The organism is Roseimaritima multifibrata (assembly GCF_007741495.1).
Taxonomy (GTDB): domain Bacteria; phylum Planctomycetota; class Planctomycetia; order Pirellulales; family Pirellulaceae; genus Roseimaritima; species Roseimaritima multifibrata.
In genome coordinates, this window is the sequence record NZ_CP036262.1 from 2416440 (window position 1) to 2433129 (window position 16690).

General features: G+C 54.3%; 15 protein-coding genes. 9 read left to right on the forward strand and 6 right to left on the reverse strand.

Annotated elements, in window-relative coordinates; genetic code table 11:
* The first annotated feature begins 118 nt into the window (after positions 1–118).
* Positions 119–793 (forward strand): RluA family pseudouridine synthase, encoded by a 675-nt coding sequence (locus FF011L_RS08785; protein ID WP_246109823.1) that lies wholly within the window; start codon positions 119–121, stop codon positions 791–793.
* Between the two features lie 161 nt (positions 794–954).
* On the forward strand, positions 955–1740 hold the full coding sequence (locus tag FF011L_RS08790; protein ID WP_145351255.1) for a phytanoyl-CoA dioxygenase family protein: 786 nt from the start codon (positions 955–957) through the stop codon (positions 1738–1740).
* 97 nt (positions 1741–1837) lie between these two features.
* Here FF011L_RS08790 and FF011L_RS08795 read toward each other — a convergent pair whose 3' ends face one another.
* Positions 1838–2293 (reverse strand): ferritin-like domain-containing protein, encoded by a 456-nt coding sequence (locus FF011L_RS08795; RefSeq protein ID WP_145351257.1) that lies wholly within the window; start codon positions 2291–2293, stop codon positions 1838–1840.
* A 151-nt stretch (positions 2294–2444) separates the two neighbouring features.
* Here FF011L_RS08795 and FF011L_RS08800 point away from each other — a divergent pair, with 151 nt between their 5' ends.
* On the forward strand, positions 2445–3050 hold the full coding sequence (locus FF011L_RS08800) for a lysophospholipid acyltransferase family protein (protein ID WP_145351259.1): 606 nt from the start codon (positions 2445–2447) through the stop codon (positions 3048–3050).
* A 7-nt stretch (positions 3051–3057) separates the two neighbouring features.
* Here FF011L_RS08800 and FF011L_RS08805 read toward each other — a convergent pair whose 3' ends face one another.
* Positions 3058–3555 carry an acetolactate synthase gene (locus tag FF011L_RS08805; protein ID WP_145351262.1) on the reverse strand — a complete coding sequence of 166 codons (498 nt, stop codon included), beginning with the start codon at positions 3553–3555 and terminating at the stop codon, positions 3058–3060.
* A 112-nt stretch (positions 3556–3667) separates the two neighbouring features.
* On the opposite strand from FF011L_RS08805, the gene FF011L_RS08810 reads away from it, so the two are divergent.
* From FF011L_RS08810 to FF011L_RS08830, 5 genes are all read left to right on the forward strand, one after another.
* The gene (locus tag FF011L_RS08810; RefSeq protein ID WP_145351264.1) at positions 3668–4057 is read left to right on the forward strand and encodes an acyl-CoA thioesterase; all 390 of its coding nucleotides are present in this window, start codon (positions 3668–3670) and stop codon (positions 4055–4057) included.
* A gap of 119 nt (positions 4058–4176) precedes the next feature.
* The gene (locus tag FF011L_RS08815) at positions 4177–5739 is read left to right on the forward strand and encodes an ABC transporter permease (RefSeq protein ID WP_145351266.1); all 1563 of its coding nucleotides are present in this window, start codon (positions 4177–4179) and stop codon (positions 5737–5739) included.
* A gap of 73 nt (positions 5740–5812) precedes the next feature.
* A complete protein-coding gene (locus FF011L_RS08820; protein ID WP_145351268.1) occupies positions 5813–6532 on the forward strand; it encodes an ABC transporter ATP-binding protein in 720 nt (239 codons plus the stop codon).
* A gap of 73 nt (positions 6533–6605) precedes the next feature.
* Positions 6606–7466, forward strand: coding sequence for a branched-chain-amino-acid transaminase (gene ilvE, locus FF011L_RS08825; protein ID WP_145355144.1), 861 nt, complete (start codon positions 6606–6608; stop codon positions 7464–7466).
* A 61-nt stretch (positions 7467–7527) separates the two neighbouring features.
* Entirely contained in the window at positions 7528–8880 is a 1353-nt protein-coding gene (locus FF011L_RS08830; protein WP_145351269.1) for a nucleotide sugar dehydrogenase, read from the forward strand.
* Between the two features lie 228 nt (positions 8881–9108).
* On the opposite strand, the gene FF011L_RS08835 is transcribed toward FF011L_RS08830, so the two are convergent.
* The 4 genes from FF011L_RS08835 to FF011L_RS08850 form a co-directional block, all read right to left on the reverse strand.
* Positions 9109–9309: a hypothetical protein gene (locus FF011L_RS08835; protein ID WP_145351271.1), complete on the reverse strand. Its 201-nt coding sequence runs from the start codon at positions 9307–9309 to the stop codon at positions 9109–9111.
* 107 nt (positions 9310–9416) lie between these two features.
* Positions 9417–11360, reverse strand: a complete 1944-nt coding sequence (cysN, locus tag FF011L_RS08840; protein ID WP_145351273.1) for a sulfate adenylyltransferase subunit CysN — start codon at positions 11358–11360, stop codon at positions 9417–9419.
* A 71-nt stretch (positions 11361–11431) separates the two neighbouring features.
* Positions 11432–12343, reverse strand: coding sequence for a sulfate adenylyltransferase subunit CysD (gene cysD, locus FF011L_RS08845; RefSeq protein ID WP_145351275.1), 912 nt, complete (start codon positions 12341–12343; stop codon positions 11432–11434).
* A 130-nt stretch (positions 12344–12473) separates the two neighbouring features.
* Positions 12474–14477 carry a polysaccharide biosynthesis protein gene (locus FF011L_RS08850; protein ID WP_145351277.1) on the reverse strand — a complete coding sequence of 668 codons (2004 nt, stop codon included), beginning with the start codon at positions 14475–14477 and terminating at the stop codon, positions 12474–12476.
* A 360-nt stretch (positions 14478–14837) separates the two neighbouring features.
* Between FF011L_RS08850 and FF011L_RS08855 the strand changes: the two genes are divergently transcribed.
* On the forward strand, positions 14838–16610 hold the full coding sequence (locus tag FF011L_RS08855; RefSeq protein WP_218933090.1) for an MSCRAMM family adhesin SdrC: 1773 nt from the start codon (positions 14838–14840) through the stop codon (positions 16608–16610).
* The last annotated feature ends 80 nt before the right edge of the window (positions 16611–16690 follow it).

Sequence of the window (16690 nt, forward strand, 5' to 3'; positions counted from 1 at the left end):
CGAAAAACAGAATGCAAGAAGCGGAGGCCGGAAGTGGCATCTGTACGTAGTGAAAGCGATCAACGATGATTGGGAGAGTACCTATTGTAACCCGTTGCGCTAAGGAAAGTTGATCACTGTGCAGGTCTTGTACGAAGATAATCACCTTCTGGTTGTCAATAAACCGGCAGGCATCGCAACCATGGGGACACCTGATTCCGATACCGTTTACTCGTGGGCTGGGGCTTACTTAAAGCAGAAGTACAACAAGCCGGGGAACGTATTTGTTGGGATCGTTAGTCGACTGGATTCCTTCACCAGCGGGGTGCTGGTGTTGGCTAGAACCAGTAAGTCCGCTTCTCGGTTGTCGGAGCAGTTTCGTGAATCGACGGTTGAGAAAACGTACCTTGCCGTCGTTGAAGGGAAGTTGGAGCCTCCAAGCGATCCTCAGGTGGATTGGCACGAATGGTCGGATTGGGTGCTGAAGGACGAATCGGCACACCGGATGCGAACGGTTTCAAAAGGGCAAAAAGGGGCTCAAGAGGCGAGGCTGAAGTGGCGGATTGTCCGTCGTTGGGGAGACCGTACCCTGGTCGAAGTGAAATTGCTGACGGGGAGGAAACACCAGATTCGAGTCCAGTTTTCTTCTCGCGGGTACGCCGTTTGGGGGGACCGGAAATACGATGCAAAAAAAAGAATGGAGCGTGGTATCGCGCTGCATTCCTGTCGAATTCAGTTTTTGCATCCCACAAAAAAGGATAAAATGGAGTTCACGGCCGAACCCCCCGCTTCCTGGCGGTCACTGCTAGGATGATTGCGATGTGGACGGTTTGGCGTTGGAAGTACTTCTGAAAAAGCTTCTTCCTGAAAAAGTCCCGGTAGTCCCCGGCACCCACCGTCACGTTCCAGCGTAGTCGTCACAAGTCTTGGTTCTTATCAGCCTGCCTTAACCCGTTTTTATAATCGGATAAATCGATGAAGCCGAGTGTCGAGAGCAATGGCAACTTCTTCCGTGCCACCGCTGAGGATCGAGAGGTCTTTGAGAGAACTGGTTGCTTGATGGTGCGGGGACTGTTTAATCCGTCAGAAGCGAAGTTGTTGAACGAAGTCGCACGGCGAGACTCCGACATGGAAAGAGCCGCGACCGCGCGGAGCGATGCCGCGGGGGGACGTACTGTGTTGGCGGTCCGAGACGATCTGGGCGACGATCTGTTTAGCACCATCGCTTGTTGTCAGCGTGTTGCAGACAACGCGGCTTACCTGATGGACGAAGAGGTCTACCACTACCATCACAAATTGATGCAAAAGGAACCTCGCGTCGGCGGGGCTTGGGAATGGCATCAGGATTATGGCTATTGGTACAACTACGGCTGCTTATCGCCGAGGATGCTCAGTTGCTACATCGCGATCGACCGGGCATCCAAGTCGAATGGGTGTCTGCAGACGATCCCAGGTTCCCATCATCTGGGGCGACTGGACCATGGCAAAGTGGGCGGCCAGACCGGCGCGGAACTGGAACGGGTAGAAGCGATCCTGGAAACGATGCCGCTTGAGTACGCAGAAATGGAACCGGGCGATGGATTGTTCTTTCATGCCAGCGTTTTGCATCGCTCGGATCAAAACAAGAGCGAAGACCCGCGATGGTCGTTCATCGTCTGTTTCAACACACGAAGCAATTCGCCCTATAAAAAGATTCGGCATAACGGCTATCAGCCATTGCAAGTCGTCGACGACGCGGCGGTGATGGCGTTCGCACAATAGAGCAGCGCGGGGTGCCGGCAGATCTTGCGCATTGGCCTTCACTCTTCGTAAACAGAAGAGTGAAGGCAGCTGACAGCTAACGATGAATTTTCGGTGCTTAGCTGGCTTTGGAGTCGCTGGTTGCAGCGGCTCCGCTGGCTGGGGTGTCGCGGAGTAGTTTGGTGTACTCGTCGACTCCGTCTTGTTCTTCCTTGAGGATGTCTTCTAGGAAGATGACCAAAGCGCGATCGCCTTCGGCGAGGTCGAGTGCCTGGTTGTACATTTCAACCGCTTTCGCTTCGAACGCGAGGCTGAATTCTAGGACTTCTTTCAGGTCACGACTTTGCTTGATTTCATTGCGGGTCGCCACAGGAACGCCGCCCAGGGCAACGATCTTTTCGCCGACCAGCTGAGCGTGCTTGAACGATTCTTTTGCGTCCCCCAGGAAGTGGTCTGCGTAGACCTGTCGCCAAACACCTTCGATGATGAAGCTGGCCTGTGAGTACTGTGCGACTCCGGTCCATTCGTGTTTGAGGATTTCGTTTAGTTGGTTGATGATTGCTTTGCGATCCATGATTTTTTCCCGTGCGAAGAGACCGAATTGGTAAGTCTTATTGTAATATTATCGCTTGTTATCGAATTCGACGAGATGCGACTGGGACAAATTCGGCAGCCAAGTTCGCCCGCCACCTCCTCGCTGAGAGATTCCGGGATAGAATCTAGTCATGAAATTGACCGGACATGTGATTGTATTAGTAGCCAAGCTTTTCAGCGGTTGCACGGTGCGCTGGGTGGGATGTCAGCCAGACACCTGCCAGCGAATCTATTTTGCCAATCACACCAGTCATTTAGATGCGGTGGTGCTGTGGTCAGCGTTGCCGAAACATTTGCGTGCGGTAACACGGCCGGTCGCTGCGAAGGATTATTGGGGCAAAGGGCGTTTTCGCCCACATATTGCCGAGTCGTTCAACGCGATGCTTATCGACCGCAAAGAGATCAAGGTCCATCGCAGCCCGGTCGACGTGATGATCCGCGAGATGGGGGACGTCTATTCGCTGATTGTCTTTCCCGAAGGGGGCCGAGCCAGTGGCGAAGAGATGGGGGAATTCAAGAGTGGGCTGTATTATCTGGGCAAAAAACGCCCCGATCTGGAACTTGTCCCTGTCTGCATCGACAATGTGAACCGAATTTTACCTCGCGGAGAGGTCTTGCCGGTTCCTCTTTTAAGCTGCATTACGATCGGGCCTCCTATCTTTTTAGAGGCAGGCGAGCCCAAAACGGTATTTCTTAAGCGAGCTCGTGAAGCGGTGCGATCTTTACGCGAGCGGTAATCCGCTTCTATTCGAGTATATCGTCTCGGAGGTCGTCTTCGGTAAGCACGCGGAAACCTTTTGCGTTCAGCGTTTCGGTCGCCAAGTCGATATTGTCGACCATGATCGCCATGGCGGGCTGCCCATGGATACGAGCCAGCAGCGGGTAGGCCTGGATGATGTTGATCTCAGCCGCCAGCAACGCGGTGCAGACCCGTAGGATCGGCTGAGGGCTGTCTGGCAGTTCGACCCCCAGCAAATCGGATTCGATGATCGCCAGACCGGCTCGTTCAAGCAGTTCGCGGCCTCGTTCGTAGTCGCTTAGGACCAATCGAACGAAAGCGCATTCGGCTGAATCATTGATCGAGATCGCAGCAACACGGATCCCGGTCCCTTCAAAACGGCGGACCACTTCTTGCAGTTGCCCAACGCGATTCTCCAAAAATACCGTAAATTGCCGGATCGTTGGATATCCTCGTCCTCGCATCGTTTCAAACTTGGTGCCCGATCCTTCGCCAGTTGTCATCGCCGTCTCAATCGTTGGGGTTGCTTGCGGGGGTACTGGCCGACAGTTTAGGCTGCTGCCTCGATCAAGGCAAACGTCTTGAAATCCTGTCACCGCGGAGAAATGCCCCCCAATGCTTTCCGAACACACCCTGCAGTTTCGTGTTGAGTATTTCCAGACGGACGGACAGCGACGAGTCCACCATGGGAATTACATAGATTTTTTCGAACGTGGCCGAGTCGAAATGCTCCGCGCCGCAGGGATGAACTACAAGGATCTTGAGGCCGAAGGGCTGATGCTGGTCGTTACCGAGATGAACGTCAAATATTTTGCCGCCGCCGAGTTTGATGATTTGCTGACGCAAACGACGCGGACGCTGGAAATTCGCGGCGTACGGATTCGCCATGAGTATAAAATTTACAGAGACGAAACGTTGTTGGTTTCCGGAGAATCGACCATCGCGTGTGTCGATCAAACGGGACGCCCCCGCCGCTTACCAGCCTTTTTTCGGCGTACTAATTGAGCTTTACGCCGTCTGCGGCCCGCCGCTAGACTCCGAGCCAATATGACTAGCGATCGGCAGGGATACCGGAATTGGATCGCGTTGAATGTCATTCCAGTGCCGAAGGAACGGTGGACAGAATGTATCGTTGGTTGCTTTGTTTTCGCTATTTACGCACGCGTTATATCGCCTTGGCCTCGGTCATTAGTGTGACGTTGGGCGTTGGTACGCTGATTGTCGTCAATAGTGTGATGTCCGGTTTCTCGGCGGAAATGCATGACAAAATGCAATCGCTGGCCTCCGATATCGTCATTGAATCCCATGCAAGCAATGGGATGCCTGATCCGGCCGGTCACCTGGAGATCATCCGTGAATTGGTGGGGGACCAACTGGAGGGGGCTAGCTACACCGTCAATACGCCAGCGATGGTCGCGATGGAACACAACGGACAGGTCGTGACCCACCAGGTCAATCTGACTGGTCTGGATCCCGAAACCTACGCTTCGGTAACCGATTTTGGTAAATACCTACTGCATCCAGAAAACCAAAAACAAATCGATTTTGCCCTTCGTGATGGCGGCTATCCCGATCGTGATCGACAGTATCCATGGGGAAAAGAATACCGCGACTGGCATCTAGCGATCACGAAGGCTCGCGACGAAGAACAGGCGCGTCTTGAGATTGCTGAGCGGGAGGCGTCTGGGATTTCCGAAACCGTCGATGAAGCTCAGTCGGGCCCTTCGCTCGGTCCAATGTTTCCAACCGACTTGGTTGTGCATGACCCTGTTGTGGATAGCGAAGCGGGGCCGACCGAGACGACCGATTTTCCAGGATTGGTGTTAGGCATTGCGACTAGCAGTTTCCGCGGACGCGATGCAAACGACGAAGTGGTGGACTACTTTTACTGCCGACCAGGTGATGACGTTCGCTTGATGTTCGCCAATGCAGCGGATCAACCTCAATCGGTCAAAGCGATCAATCAGAAATTTACCGTTGTCGATCTATTTGAATCGGGGATGAGCGAATACGACGGATCGTTCGCCTTCTGTGATATTCGAACGCTGCAAAGCCTGCGAGGCATGGTCGACCCGATCAGTGGCCAGCGAAGCGTTACCACGATCCAGCTTCGGCTGGTCGATGGAGCCGATTTGAACGCCGTTCGTGACCAGCTTCGAAGGCAATTTCCGCCGGAACGGTTCGCTTACAACATTCGGACTTGGCGCGATATGCAGGGGCCGTTGTTGGCTGCCGTCCAGATGGAGACGACCATCCTAAACATTCTGTTGTTTTTGATCATCGCCGTCGCTGGCTTTGGGATTCTGGCAACCTTTTTCATGATCGTCGTTGAAAAGACCAAAGATATTGGGACCTTGAAAGCACTCGGTGCGTCCAGTGGCGGCGTGATGAGCATCTTTCTTTCGTATGGCCTGACGTTGGGGATCGTGGGCTCGGGAGTCGGATTGATCGGAGGTCTGTTGTTTGTCGACAACATCAACCCCATTGCAGCGGTCATCGAAACGATCACCGGTCAGGAAGTGTTTGACCCCACAATCTATTACTTCAATGAAATCCCCACCATCGTTGAACCTTTCACTGTCGTTTGGGTCATGATTGGGGCTGTGATGATTGCGGTGATGGCAAGTGTGCTGCCAGCGCTTCGAGCCGCAAGGATGCACCCCGTTCAAGCGTTGCGTTACGAATAATTCCGTCAGCTCGACCACGAAATTCGAAGACGATTCCATGCATGCCAATCCCTTTCCAACCCCGACGATTCCAATGCCGAATGCTCCCATTCTTCAAGCACGTGGTTTGGTCAAAAGTTACCGAAAAAATCGGCTGGAAGTCCCCGTCCTGCGGGGCGTCGATTTGGACATTCCTGCCGGCGCGATCACGGCAATGGTTGGCAGGAGTGGGAGCGGTAAAAGCACGTTGATGCATTTGCTGGCAACCCTCGATCAACCGGATTCCGGAGAAGTCTTCTTCCAGGGAGAGCGAATCGATAACGCCAGTCGTCGCCGCCGCGATGCGTTTCGCAACCGTGATATCGGGATCATCTTTCAGTTCTACCACTTGCTTCCAGAATTGTCCGCTTTGGAAAATGTGCTCGCATCGACCATGATCGGGCAAAGCGTTTGGTCCTACATGTCCAACCGCCGGAAGACTCGAGCCCGAGCGGAAGAATTGCTCGAACGAGTCGGTCTGACTCATCGACGGACGCACAAACCATGCGAAATGAGCGGGGGAGAGATGCAGCGTGCAGCCATCGCTAGGGCGTTGATGTCGGAGCCCTCGGTACTGTTAGCGGATGAACCAACGGGGAACCTCGACTCCGAAACGGGCCTGGAAATTTTGAGCCTGCTAAAGGGCCTGAATCGTGAAGAAGGGCTGACGATCGTGATGGTCACCCACGATGACAGCATCGCAAATGATGCGGATTTCGCGGTCCGGATGGAAAACGGATCGGTGGCTCCGAAAGCCCTTGCCGAAGTCGCGTAGCGGTGGGCCTATTCTTGCTTATACTCAGGGAATCCCCCTTCCCAGTTTTGTCCCCCGTGACCAGTTAGACGATATGGCTCTGAAAGTATTTATCAACGGTGAATTGTTCGACAAAGATGACGCCAAAATCAGCGTTTTCGATCATGGCCTGCTGTTCGGGGACGGGATTTTTGAGGGCATGCGTGCCTACAGCGGAAAAGTCTTTGAAATGGGGCCGCACCTAGACCGTTTGTGGGAATCGGCTCGAGCCATCCATCTGGAAATCCCTGGGACCAAAGATGAAATGGCTGCCGCGGTCAATCAGACCCTGCAGGCGAATGAGTTGAGTGATGCCTATGTGCGTCTGATCGTGACACGAGGAACGGGAACATTGGGCCTGGATGCCCACCTTTGCAAGAATCCGCAGGTGATCATCATCACGGATAAAATCTCGCTATATCCCGAGAAATTCTACGAAGAGGGCTTGGATCTGGTCACCGCTGCGACCATCCGGAACCATCCTGCTGCCCTTAGCCCACGGGTGAAAAGCCTGAATTACCTGAATAATATTCTGGCGAAAATTGAAGGAGCCAGAGCCGGTTGCGTCGAAGCTTTGATGTTGAACCACAAAGGAGAGGTCGCTGAGTGTACCGGGGACAACATTTTTATCGTTCGAAAAGGAAAACTACTGACTCCGCCGATCGATGCTGGGATTCTGGAAGGGATCACCCGCAACGCAGTCATCCAGCTGGCCGCAAAGCTGGGGATCGAGTGTTTGGAGCAGCCTTTTACCCGTCATGATGTGTTCGTGTGCGACGAATGTTTTCTCACCGGGAGTGCCGCGGAAGTGATTCCCGTTGTCCGGTTGGACGATCGAAGCATCGGCGACGGCAAGCCCGGGCCGATGACGCAACAGCTGCGTAAGGCGTTTACCGCATTGGTTCACGGTTCCTAGACGCCTCTTCTTGCCCTGCATCTATTGTTTTTACCTTCAAAGTAATATGAGTTTACCTTCGATGTCCAATTCACCCTCCTCGTCACCAGCGGCTGCGCACGAAGTCCTGCTCGAAAGAATTGAATCGAAAAAGGCCGTTGTGGGGGTGATTGGACTGGGGTATGTCGGATTGCCGTTGATCGACGCTTTCACAAAGGCTGGCTTCACTTGCCAGGGGTTTGACGTCGACCCCAAGAAAATCGAAACTTTGGAATCGGGCAAAAGCTATATCAAACATGTCGCAGATACGACGATCGCCGGCTGGTTGGAAGCGAAGCGTTTTTCAGCGACCGCTGACATGCAGAAACTGTCCGAACCGGATGTTCTTTTAATCTGTGTTCCAACCCCTTTGACCGATGCCCGGGATCCCGATCTGAAGTATGTCACGGGAACCTGCGAAGCGATCGCGGCGAATCTAAAACCGGGGCAATTGGTTGTGCTGGAAAGCACGACCTACCCGACGACCACTCGCGATGTCATGGTTCCGATTTTGGAATCTAGCGGTCTGAAGGCGGGAAAGGACTTTTTCGTCGCCTACAGTCCTGAACGAGAAGACCCAGGTAATCCAAGTTTTTCAGCCGCTCAAATTCCCAAGGTGGTTGGTGGGATCGATGCCCATAGCCGAGACGTGGCGGAGGCGTTGTACGGGGCCGCCGTTGCCGGCACGGTCACCGTCAGTAGCTGCGAAGTCGCTGAAGCGGCAAAAGTGCTTGAGAATATTTACCGAGCGGTCAACATCGCATTGGTAAACGAATTAAAAGTTTTGTTTGATGCGATCGATATCGACGTTTGGGAAGTGATTGATGCCGCCAAAACGAAACCTTTTGGTTTCCAGGCGTTCTATCCTGGCCCTGGGCTGGGCGGACACTGCATCCCAATCGATCCTTTTTACCTTTCTTGGCTTGCAAGAAAACATGGGCAGACGACCCGTTTTATCGAGCTGGCGGGTGAAGTAAACACTTCGATGCCTGGGTATGTGATCCGTCGCCTGGCTGAATTCTTGAATGACGCTGCGAAACCGATCAAGGGAAGTAAAATCTGTTTGTTGGGTGTCGCCTACAAGAAGGACGTGGATGATCCGCGGGAGAGTCCGTCGTTTGTTCTGCTGGAATCCTTGCTGCAGCGTGGGGCGGATCTAACTTATAGCGATCCTCATGTCCCCACATTGCCGAAAATGAGGCACCATGATGTCCCTGCGATGGTCAGCCAAGAATTGACGCCCGAATTTTTGGCTCAGCAAGATTGCGTGTTGATCGCCACCGATCACACGGCGTTTGATTACGAAATGATCGTAAAGCATGCTCAGATGGTCGTTGACACACGGAACGCCACGGTGAAGGTTCTGACCAACCGAGATAAGATTCACAAGACTTAAAAGAGCCTGCGGTACGACAGCAAAGCCTGATGCGCTGGTGGCATCTGGATTCGGCCAAGGTCAGGCGTTGTTGTCGACACCCAAACCTAGTCTCACGCCCTTCAAGCGTGGCTGCTGGGCAAGCGATCTTTGAGGAAGCTTCCAGCCGTTGCTGGCGTTGTCAGACGGTGATCCCACGCGTCGCGAGCGTTGCTGCGGACGCGAACTTCAAGATTGGATACTCTGGCCTTAGGCGACTTCGCCGTTGGGCAGGTTTGAATCGCTATAAGTGTTTCTTGAGGATGCGTTTGGGGTCGCCCAGAATCGCTCTTTGCAGATGATGCAGCGATAGGGCCGGCTGCTGCCAAGCCTCAGTGGGTACTCGTACCAACGCATCCGAGATCGATGAATCGAAGTGGATTCTCCGCAAGGACATTCTACGCGAGCCATGATCGTCCTCCCCGAACAAGTATGGAAATGCCCCCCAACATTACGCTAAATGATCATTCGAAAATTATAGCACGCTTGGCGGGTTTGCAATACTGCAGGCAGGGGGGTTATCGAATGAATTCTTTTTCGCGAAGTAGTTCTAGAATTGCGCTGACGCAGTCGTCCAGCGAGTCTTCGGCTGGGTTGATGACCAAGTCGGCGGCATCCGGAACTTCGTAGGGGGCCGTAACGCCTGGGAAGTCCTGAAGCTTCCCTGCGTCGGCCTGGGCGTACTGCCCTTTTGTATCACGTTCGCGGCAGGTTTCCAGAGGAGTTGCGACATGAACGACGAGGAAACGGTCGTTTCCGACGACGCTAGCAGCTTTCTGGCGAACCGATTCGTTGGGGGCAACAAACGCTGCGATGCAGAGGATTCCGGCATCGTTCAGGGTTTGGGCAAGGAACGCGGACCGTCGTAGGTTTTCGCTGCGATCTTTGGCGGAGAAGCCTAGGTCGCGGCTAAGCCCGGCGCGAACGCGTTCGCCATCGATAACCGCAACGGCACGACCGGAATCAAACAGTTTTCGTTCACAGGCCGAGGCAACCGTTGATTTACCGCTTCCCGTTAGGCCGGTAAGCAAGATCGTCGCTGGTTTTTGGCCAAATCGAGCTTCTCGTTCTTCGCTGCCGACGTTGGGGACCGACCCATCGTCGGAACCGGTCGCTTCGCTGGTTTCGTCATCCCAGATCGCGGTGTGTTTTGGATCGGTTGTCCCGTCTAAGATCATTCCCGCGCCAACCGTTGCATTGGTCAGACGGTCAATAATGATGAACGACCCGGTGTTGTGGTTGCGGCGGTAAGCATCGAAGTGAATCGGATGGTTCAAAGAGACGCTGACGCGACCGATTTCGTTAAGGGCCAGCTGCGGCGTCGGGCTGCGATGCAGCGTATTGACGTCGATTTTGTAATTAAGGGTTTCAATGCTGCCGGGCAGGGTCTGCGTCGTATGTTTGAACAGATACGTTTTCCCTGGAAGCATGGGATCCTGGTTCATCCATACGACCATTGCATTGATCGAATCGCTTGATCGCGGAATGTTCCCGCTACGAACGATCATGTCGCCTCGGCTGGCGTCAATTTCGTCTTCAAGGGTCAGCGTCACGGCCAGCGGAGCGTAGGCTTCGTCGATTGGGCCGGCAAACGTTTCGATCGACTTAATTTTGGAGGTCTGCTGGCTGGGCAGGATCGTGACCGGTTCGCCGGTGCGGATGATTCCCGATGCGATCGTCCCACAGAAACCGCGGAAGTCTAGGTTGGGTCGATTCACATACTGAACCGGCATCCGGAAGTCCCGCAGATTCCGATCGGAGCCGATGTAAACCGATTCCAGGAAATTCATCAGCGTGCTGCCGGTATACCACGGCGTGGATGGGCTTTCATCGACAACGTTGTCGCCGTTGAGGGCGCTGATCGGGATGAAGTGGAGATCTGGCAGGTCCAGGCGGGCAGCAAATGCCCGGTAATCACGGCAGATTTCTTCAAAACGCTCTTCGCTGAAATCGACCAAGTCCATCTTGTTGACGGCAACAACGACGTGGCGAATTCCCAGTAGTGAAACAATAAAACTGTGGCGACGTGTTTGGGTGAGGACACCATGTCGCGCATCGATCAGGATCACGGCCAAGTCGGCCGTGCTGGCTCCGGTGGCCATGTTACGCGTGTATTGTTCATGTCCCGGGGTGTCCGCGATGATGAACTTGCGTTTTGCCGTGCTGAAGTAGCGATAGGCGACATCGATCGTGATGCCTTGTTCGCGTTCTTCTTTCAGGCCGTCGGTAGCGAGGGCGGGGTCAAATTTGCCGCCGGCCGATCCTTGCGTCACCGAATCCGATTCAATCTTGGAAAGTTCGTCTTCGTACAGCATCTTGGAATCGAAAAGCAGCCGCCCAATGAGCGTGCTTTTGCCGTCATCCACGCTTCCACAGGTGATAAAGCGAAGCAACTGCTTATGTTCGTGCTGCTTCAGGTAGGCGTCGATGTCGGTGGCGATCAGGTCGGATTGGTGCGACATTGGAATCGATTGCGAAGGTAGAGAGCAAAAAGGGCAAGTTGAAAACAGCGGGCGGAGGAATGGGGCGACTTCTAAAAGTACCCTCGTTCCTTCTTCTTCTGCATTCCGGCTCCGCCTTCGTCTTGGTCGATCACACGTCCTTGTCGTTCACTTGTACGAGTCAGCAGCATTTCCTGAATGATTTCAGGAAGGGTGGTTGCCGAGCTTTCGACGGCGCCCGTTAGTGGGTAGCAGCCGAGGGTTCGGAAGCGAACGCAGCGTTGCTGCACCACTTCCCCTGGTTCCAGTGGGATACGATCGTCATCCATCATGATCAACGCACCGTTACGCTCGATCACGGGGCGAACCGCAGCGAAGTAAAGGGGTACGATCGGGATGTTTTCTAGGTGGATGTATTGCCAGACATCCAGTTCCGTCCAGTTGCTCATTGGGAAAACGCGAATCGATTCGCCTTTGTTGACCCGAGCGTTGTACAGATTCCACAGTTCTGGCCGCTGGTTCTTGGGGTCCCAGCGATGGTTTTTGTCGCGGAAACTAAAAACCCGTTCCTTGGCGCGGCTCTTCTCTTCGTCGCGGCGAGCTCCACCGAAGGCGGCATCGAACTGGTGTTTGTCGAGGGCCTGTTTCAGTCCATCCGTTTTCATCAGTTCCGTGTGGCGTTCGCTATCTTCCCACGGTTTGATGTTGTGCTTGGCACCCTCTTCATTGATGTGGACGATCAGGTCCAATCCGAGCTCCTCGCGTGCAAATTTCTCGCGAAATTCGATCATTTCCTTGAATTTCCATGTGGTGTCCACATGCATTAAAGGAAAGGGAGGTTTGGCAGGGGCAAAGGCTTTGCGCGCCAAGTGAACCAGGACGGCAGAGTCTTTGCCAACGGAATAAAGCATTACAGGCTTTTGGAATTCAGCGACCACTTCACGAATGATGTGGATGCTTTCCGCTTCCAGTTGCTTTAGATGAGTTAGGGTGTAGTCAGACATGATGGAGCGTTCTTGTAGGCCAAAATCGGAGAACTTGACCACAGGGTGGTTCAGTGGAGGCTGCCAAAGTAGGTTCCGAGTATAGGTATTCTCGGCTATTTCGGGCAGGCGGGGCAGTTTCTTTCGTCCGCTATGCGGCGAAAGGTCGTCTCTTCTTGGATTCTTTTGTCGAATGCGGCGAGGCTGCGTCGCACGCGAACGCCAATTCTTCCTGGGATGCGGCAGTGGAATCCGATTCGTCCAGCAGTTCGGGGCGATAGCTGGGAATGGTTGCTTTGAGTGCTCGTCGGATGGCAATCCCATCTAATTCGGCGCTCGCCAGTAACGTTTTGACGTGACGCATGATCTGCAGCCTGGACATTGTAATCCCTTCGGCGACCAGGATTTTGGCGTATTGCGTCGGATGTTGCGTTTCCCCCTCCGCGTAAAGTTCTTCGTAAAGCTTTTCGCCTGGTCGGAGGCCGCTGATTTGCAATTCGATGTCGCGGCCTAATTCTAAACCTGACAGCCGGACCATGTCCGCAGCAAGGTCCATGATTCGAACCGGGTTTCCCATGTCAAGAACGAAGATTTCCCCTCCGTCTCCCACACAGCCTGCTTGGACGACCAATTGGCTCGCTTCTGGAATGGTCATGAAGAAACGGGTCATGTCAGGATGGGTGATCGTTAGCGGACCGCCTTGGGCAATTTGTTGCCGGAAAACAGGAATGACGCTTCCTGCCGAACCAAGCACGTTCCCGAAACGGACGGTAACGAACCTGCACTGCGAATCAACACTTCCAGGAGACGCTCCGTTCAACGATTGGACGTATAGTTCCGCAACCCGTTTGCAGCATCCCATCACGCTGGTCGGATTGACCGCTTTGTCGGTGCTGACCATCACAAACGCTTCGCAGTCGTACTTCTGAGCCAGGTCGGCAAGGTTACGGGTGGCACCAACAATGTTCTTTAACGCTTCGCCAGGATGTTGCTCCATCAGGGGAACATGTTTATAGGCGGCCGCGTGAAAGATGATTTCTGGTTCGTAGGAAGCAAAGATGCCCTCCATACGCTCGGGGTCGGTCGCGTCGGCGACCAGGATTTCGACCTGGTTTGCCTGGATCGCTTCGTCAAGTTCTCGTCCCAGGAAGAACTGACCCGTTTCACTGCGGTCCAGAAGCAACAGTTTTGCTGGATGAAGGCTTAGCAGCTGACGCGATAATTCACTGCCGATCGACCCACAGCTGCCTGTGACCAAGACCGTTCGCCCTTCGACCCAGGTTTCCAGGCGTTCTTTGTCTAAGCTGACGGTTTCGCGCCCCAGCAGGTCTTCGATAGCGACTTCCCGCGGCTGGAAATCGACATGCCCATCGACAATGCGATTGACATCTGGGATGACCTGAACGTTGATGTTTGCTTTTTTACATTGTTCGACGACGTTTCGGACCTTGCTTCCCGGAACGGCCCCAGAGATCAGCAGTACCGTTGATGCATTGGCTTTTTCGGCTGCCGCTGCGGTGTCGTCGATCAGCCCTAGGATAGGGACTCCAGCAATTTCTCGGTGAAGCATGCGTTGGCGATCAGTAACCAGTCCCACCGGACGAAACTTGCTGAAGGTGCTGTTTTTAAGGGTGCGAAGGAAAACCTCGCTTGCAACAGCATTGCCCGCGATGATGACCGGTTCTTGCTCGCCCAGGTTGCGTGAGCCCCTGCGTTCCCGTCGTTCTCGCAAGATTCTGCGGAGCGTCAGGCAGCCGCAAATTAGCAGGGTTGTTAGGCAGCCATCAATTAAAATGACGCCTCGCGGCAATAGTTGAGCAGGATTCAGAAGGTAGTTTGCCGCTGCGACAGCAAGCGAAGCGAGGATCGTAACGCGTGTAAGCCGAATCGCATCATGCAGGGAAACGAAGGCGTGCCACATTCGGCCCAGCCGACCAAACATGAAAACCCCCAGTTTGACGGCAAGCACCCAAGGGAGTGCGGAAAGCAGCAGTTTTTGCTGTTCCGGTGCTATTTGGCCATCGAAACGGAGAAAGAAGGCTCCTGCAAGCGAGCCGACGAGAACAGGAATGAGCCATAGTAAGGTTTTTAAACGCCTGCGCAGTCGAACGCGCGAAACGTCGAAAAATACAGGTGATTGGTTGGTGGGGGCCATTTGAAGTCCTGGGCTTCGTTATGAACGTCTTACTCAGTCGCCCCCTAAATAGCAAACCCGCACAACTTGCCCAACCCTAGTTTATGGGGGGGCTAAAAGGATTCCCGGCACTCCCTGCTGACTTTCGGCTTTCCCTGCGGCTGCCCTGGAGATATAACACACCATGCCCAAGAAGGGGCCGACACGCCTCTTTGCCCGATTTCCCCAATCCTGACGTTGAAACAACGCTGTTTCCGCAGTGGAGGGTTGAGTTTAAGTGGCAGAGTGATGGAGCGGCAGTGCGAAAAAATCGCCGTGCCCGATGAGCGGCAGAGCGAATAACCGAACAAAACAACTGAATTAAAGAAACACCGAATGAACATGTCCGACCATTGGAAGTCGCTAACGCGGCTTCTAGGGGCTCCAGATCCTGCGGATCCCCCCAAGAAGAAGACACCCGCAAAACCACCGATTGCTGAGTCAAAAGAGAAAGTAGAGAAGGTTGAGGAGAGCACTTCCGCCCATTTGACGCCCCCAGAACGACTCGAAAATCGCTCGGGTCAGCAGGCTTCCGAGCTGCTAAGCGATTTGACGCAGGTCCCCGATCGTGAGTCGTTACCCGGGTTCGAAGTTCGGGAAACCGCAAAAAATGCCAGTTCATGGGATGCTCTTGTTCAGGACCTTGGTCTTGAAGACGAATTGAAGGAAGGTGGTTCGCAATCACCAAACGCCGAGGCAGAGACGGAGAAACCTGCAGCCGCAGTGGAGCGGCAAGCTCCACCGGAAAAAAAATCCGCTCCCAAATCAAGGCGATCTCCGGCACGCGAAGAGTCAAGCAGCGATAGCGAAGAGTCGGAAGCACCGGCGAAATCTTCAGGTTTCGGGTCGGGGTTGCTCGATTCAGATGATCCTCCGGCTCGCCCAAGACGACGCCGCCGCAGTTCGCGGAAATCAGAACCAAGTTCCCAGGATTCGGCTTCCCAGGATTCCGGAACCAAGTCGGATATCGTCGTTCAGGTGGTTCCAACGCCCGAATTGGAACGAGAAGAGATTCCGTCGGACGAAGAACTGTTTGCGGGATTCAAAGGCAGCAGTCGGTCCAAGCCGGAAGCCGCAAAGCCAGAAGTGAAGCCTGAGGCTGATCGCCGGCCCCGAGAAAGGTCGGACAGCTCTCGTGACTCTGGCTCCAGTGATGAGTCGCGTGGAACCGAATCACGTGGCAGTGAATCGCGAGGACGCGGTCGCGGGCGTGGCAGGGGACGAGATCGAGATGAATCGCCTCGACGCGAACGTGACGCTGAAGTCAGTGCACCGCGCGCTGCTAAGGAAGCCGAGCTGGACGTCGATTTTAAGGAAGTCGAAGTCGATGCACCTACCTCGCGTCGTCCGCGGCGTGAAAATCGCACCCGTGAAGATCGCCCGCGGGAAGATCGTCCGGAACGTGACCGCAAACCCGCGGCACGTGACACAAATGATGATGCCAACGAACGAAGCGAAAAGGAGTCGAGGGGATCCGAGCGTGAAGAGAGTTCGGGTCGACCCCGTCGAGGTCGCCGACGCGGTCAGCGTCAGGCGATGTCGGTTGATTTTGCTGAGGACGCCGCCGATGCACCTGAATTGGATTCGGATTCCGATTCCGATTTTGGAGCTTCGATCAAAGAAGAGAGCATTGCTGCAAGCAAGTCCTTGGATCGTATTGAGGAATCGGACGAAGGGGATGAACCACCCCGTCGCCGCCGACGACGAAGAAGAGGACGTGGGCGAAGCGGCCGAGCTGGAGAGGGACGGCAGGAAGAGACGGAAGTTTCGGAAAGCGTGGATTCCAGTGATGTCGATTCGGGTTCGGCCTCGGATGAACCCGTTTACGATGATGATCACGAAGATGCGGAAGAGGTCACTGAACTGCGTCGTGGCAGACGTCGACGCTCGCGTCGACCGTCTGGTGATCGCGCTGAAAGCCGAGGGAATCAGAGCGACGATTCGCCTAGTCGTGCTAGCGACAGCGACGACGAAGATCTAGAACCGCGGAAGGAACGTTCGGTCACGACTTGGAACGAAGCGGTTGATATCCTGATCTCTAGCAACCTGTCCAGTCGAAAGAATGGTTCGCAGGGACGGTCGCGGCAGCGGTCGTCAAACGGTCGAAGTCGATAACGATTTTGAGCCGCTAAAGAATCGATAGGATCGCTGGTTTTACGGCCAGCGATCCTTTTTTATTGGGCGGGACCGGTTTT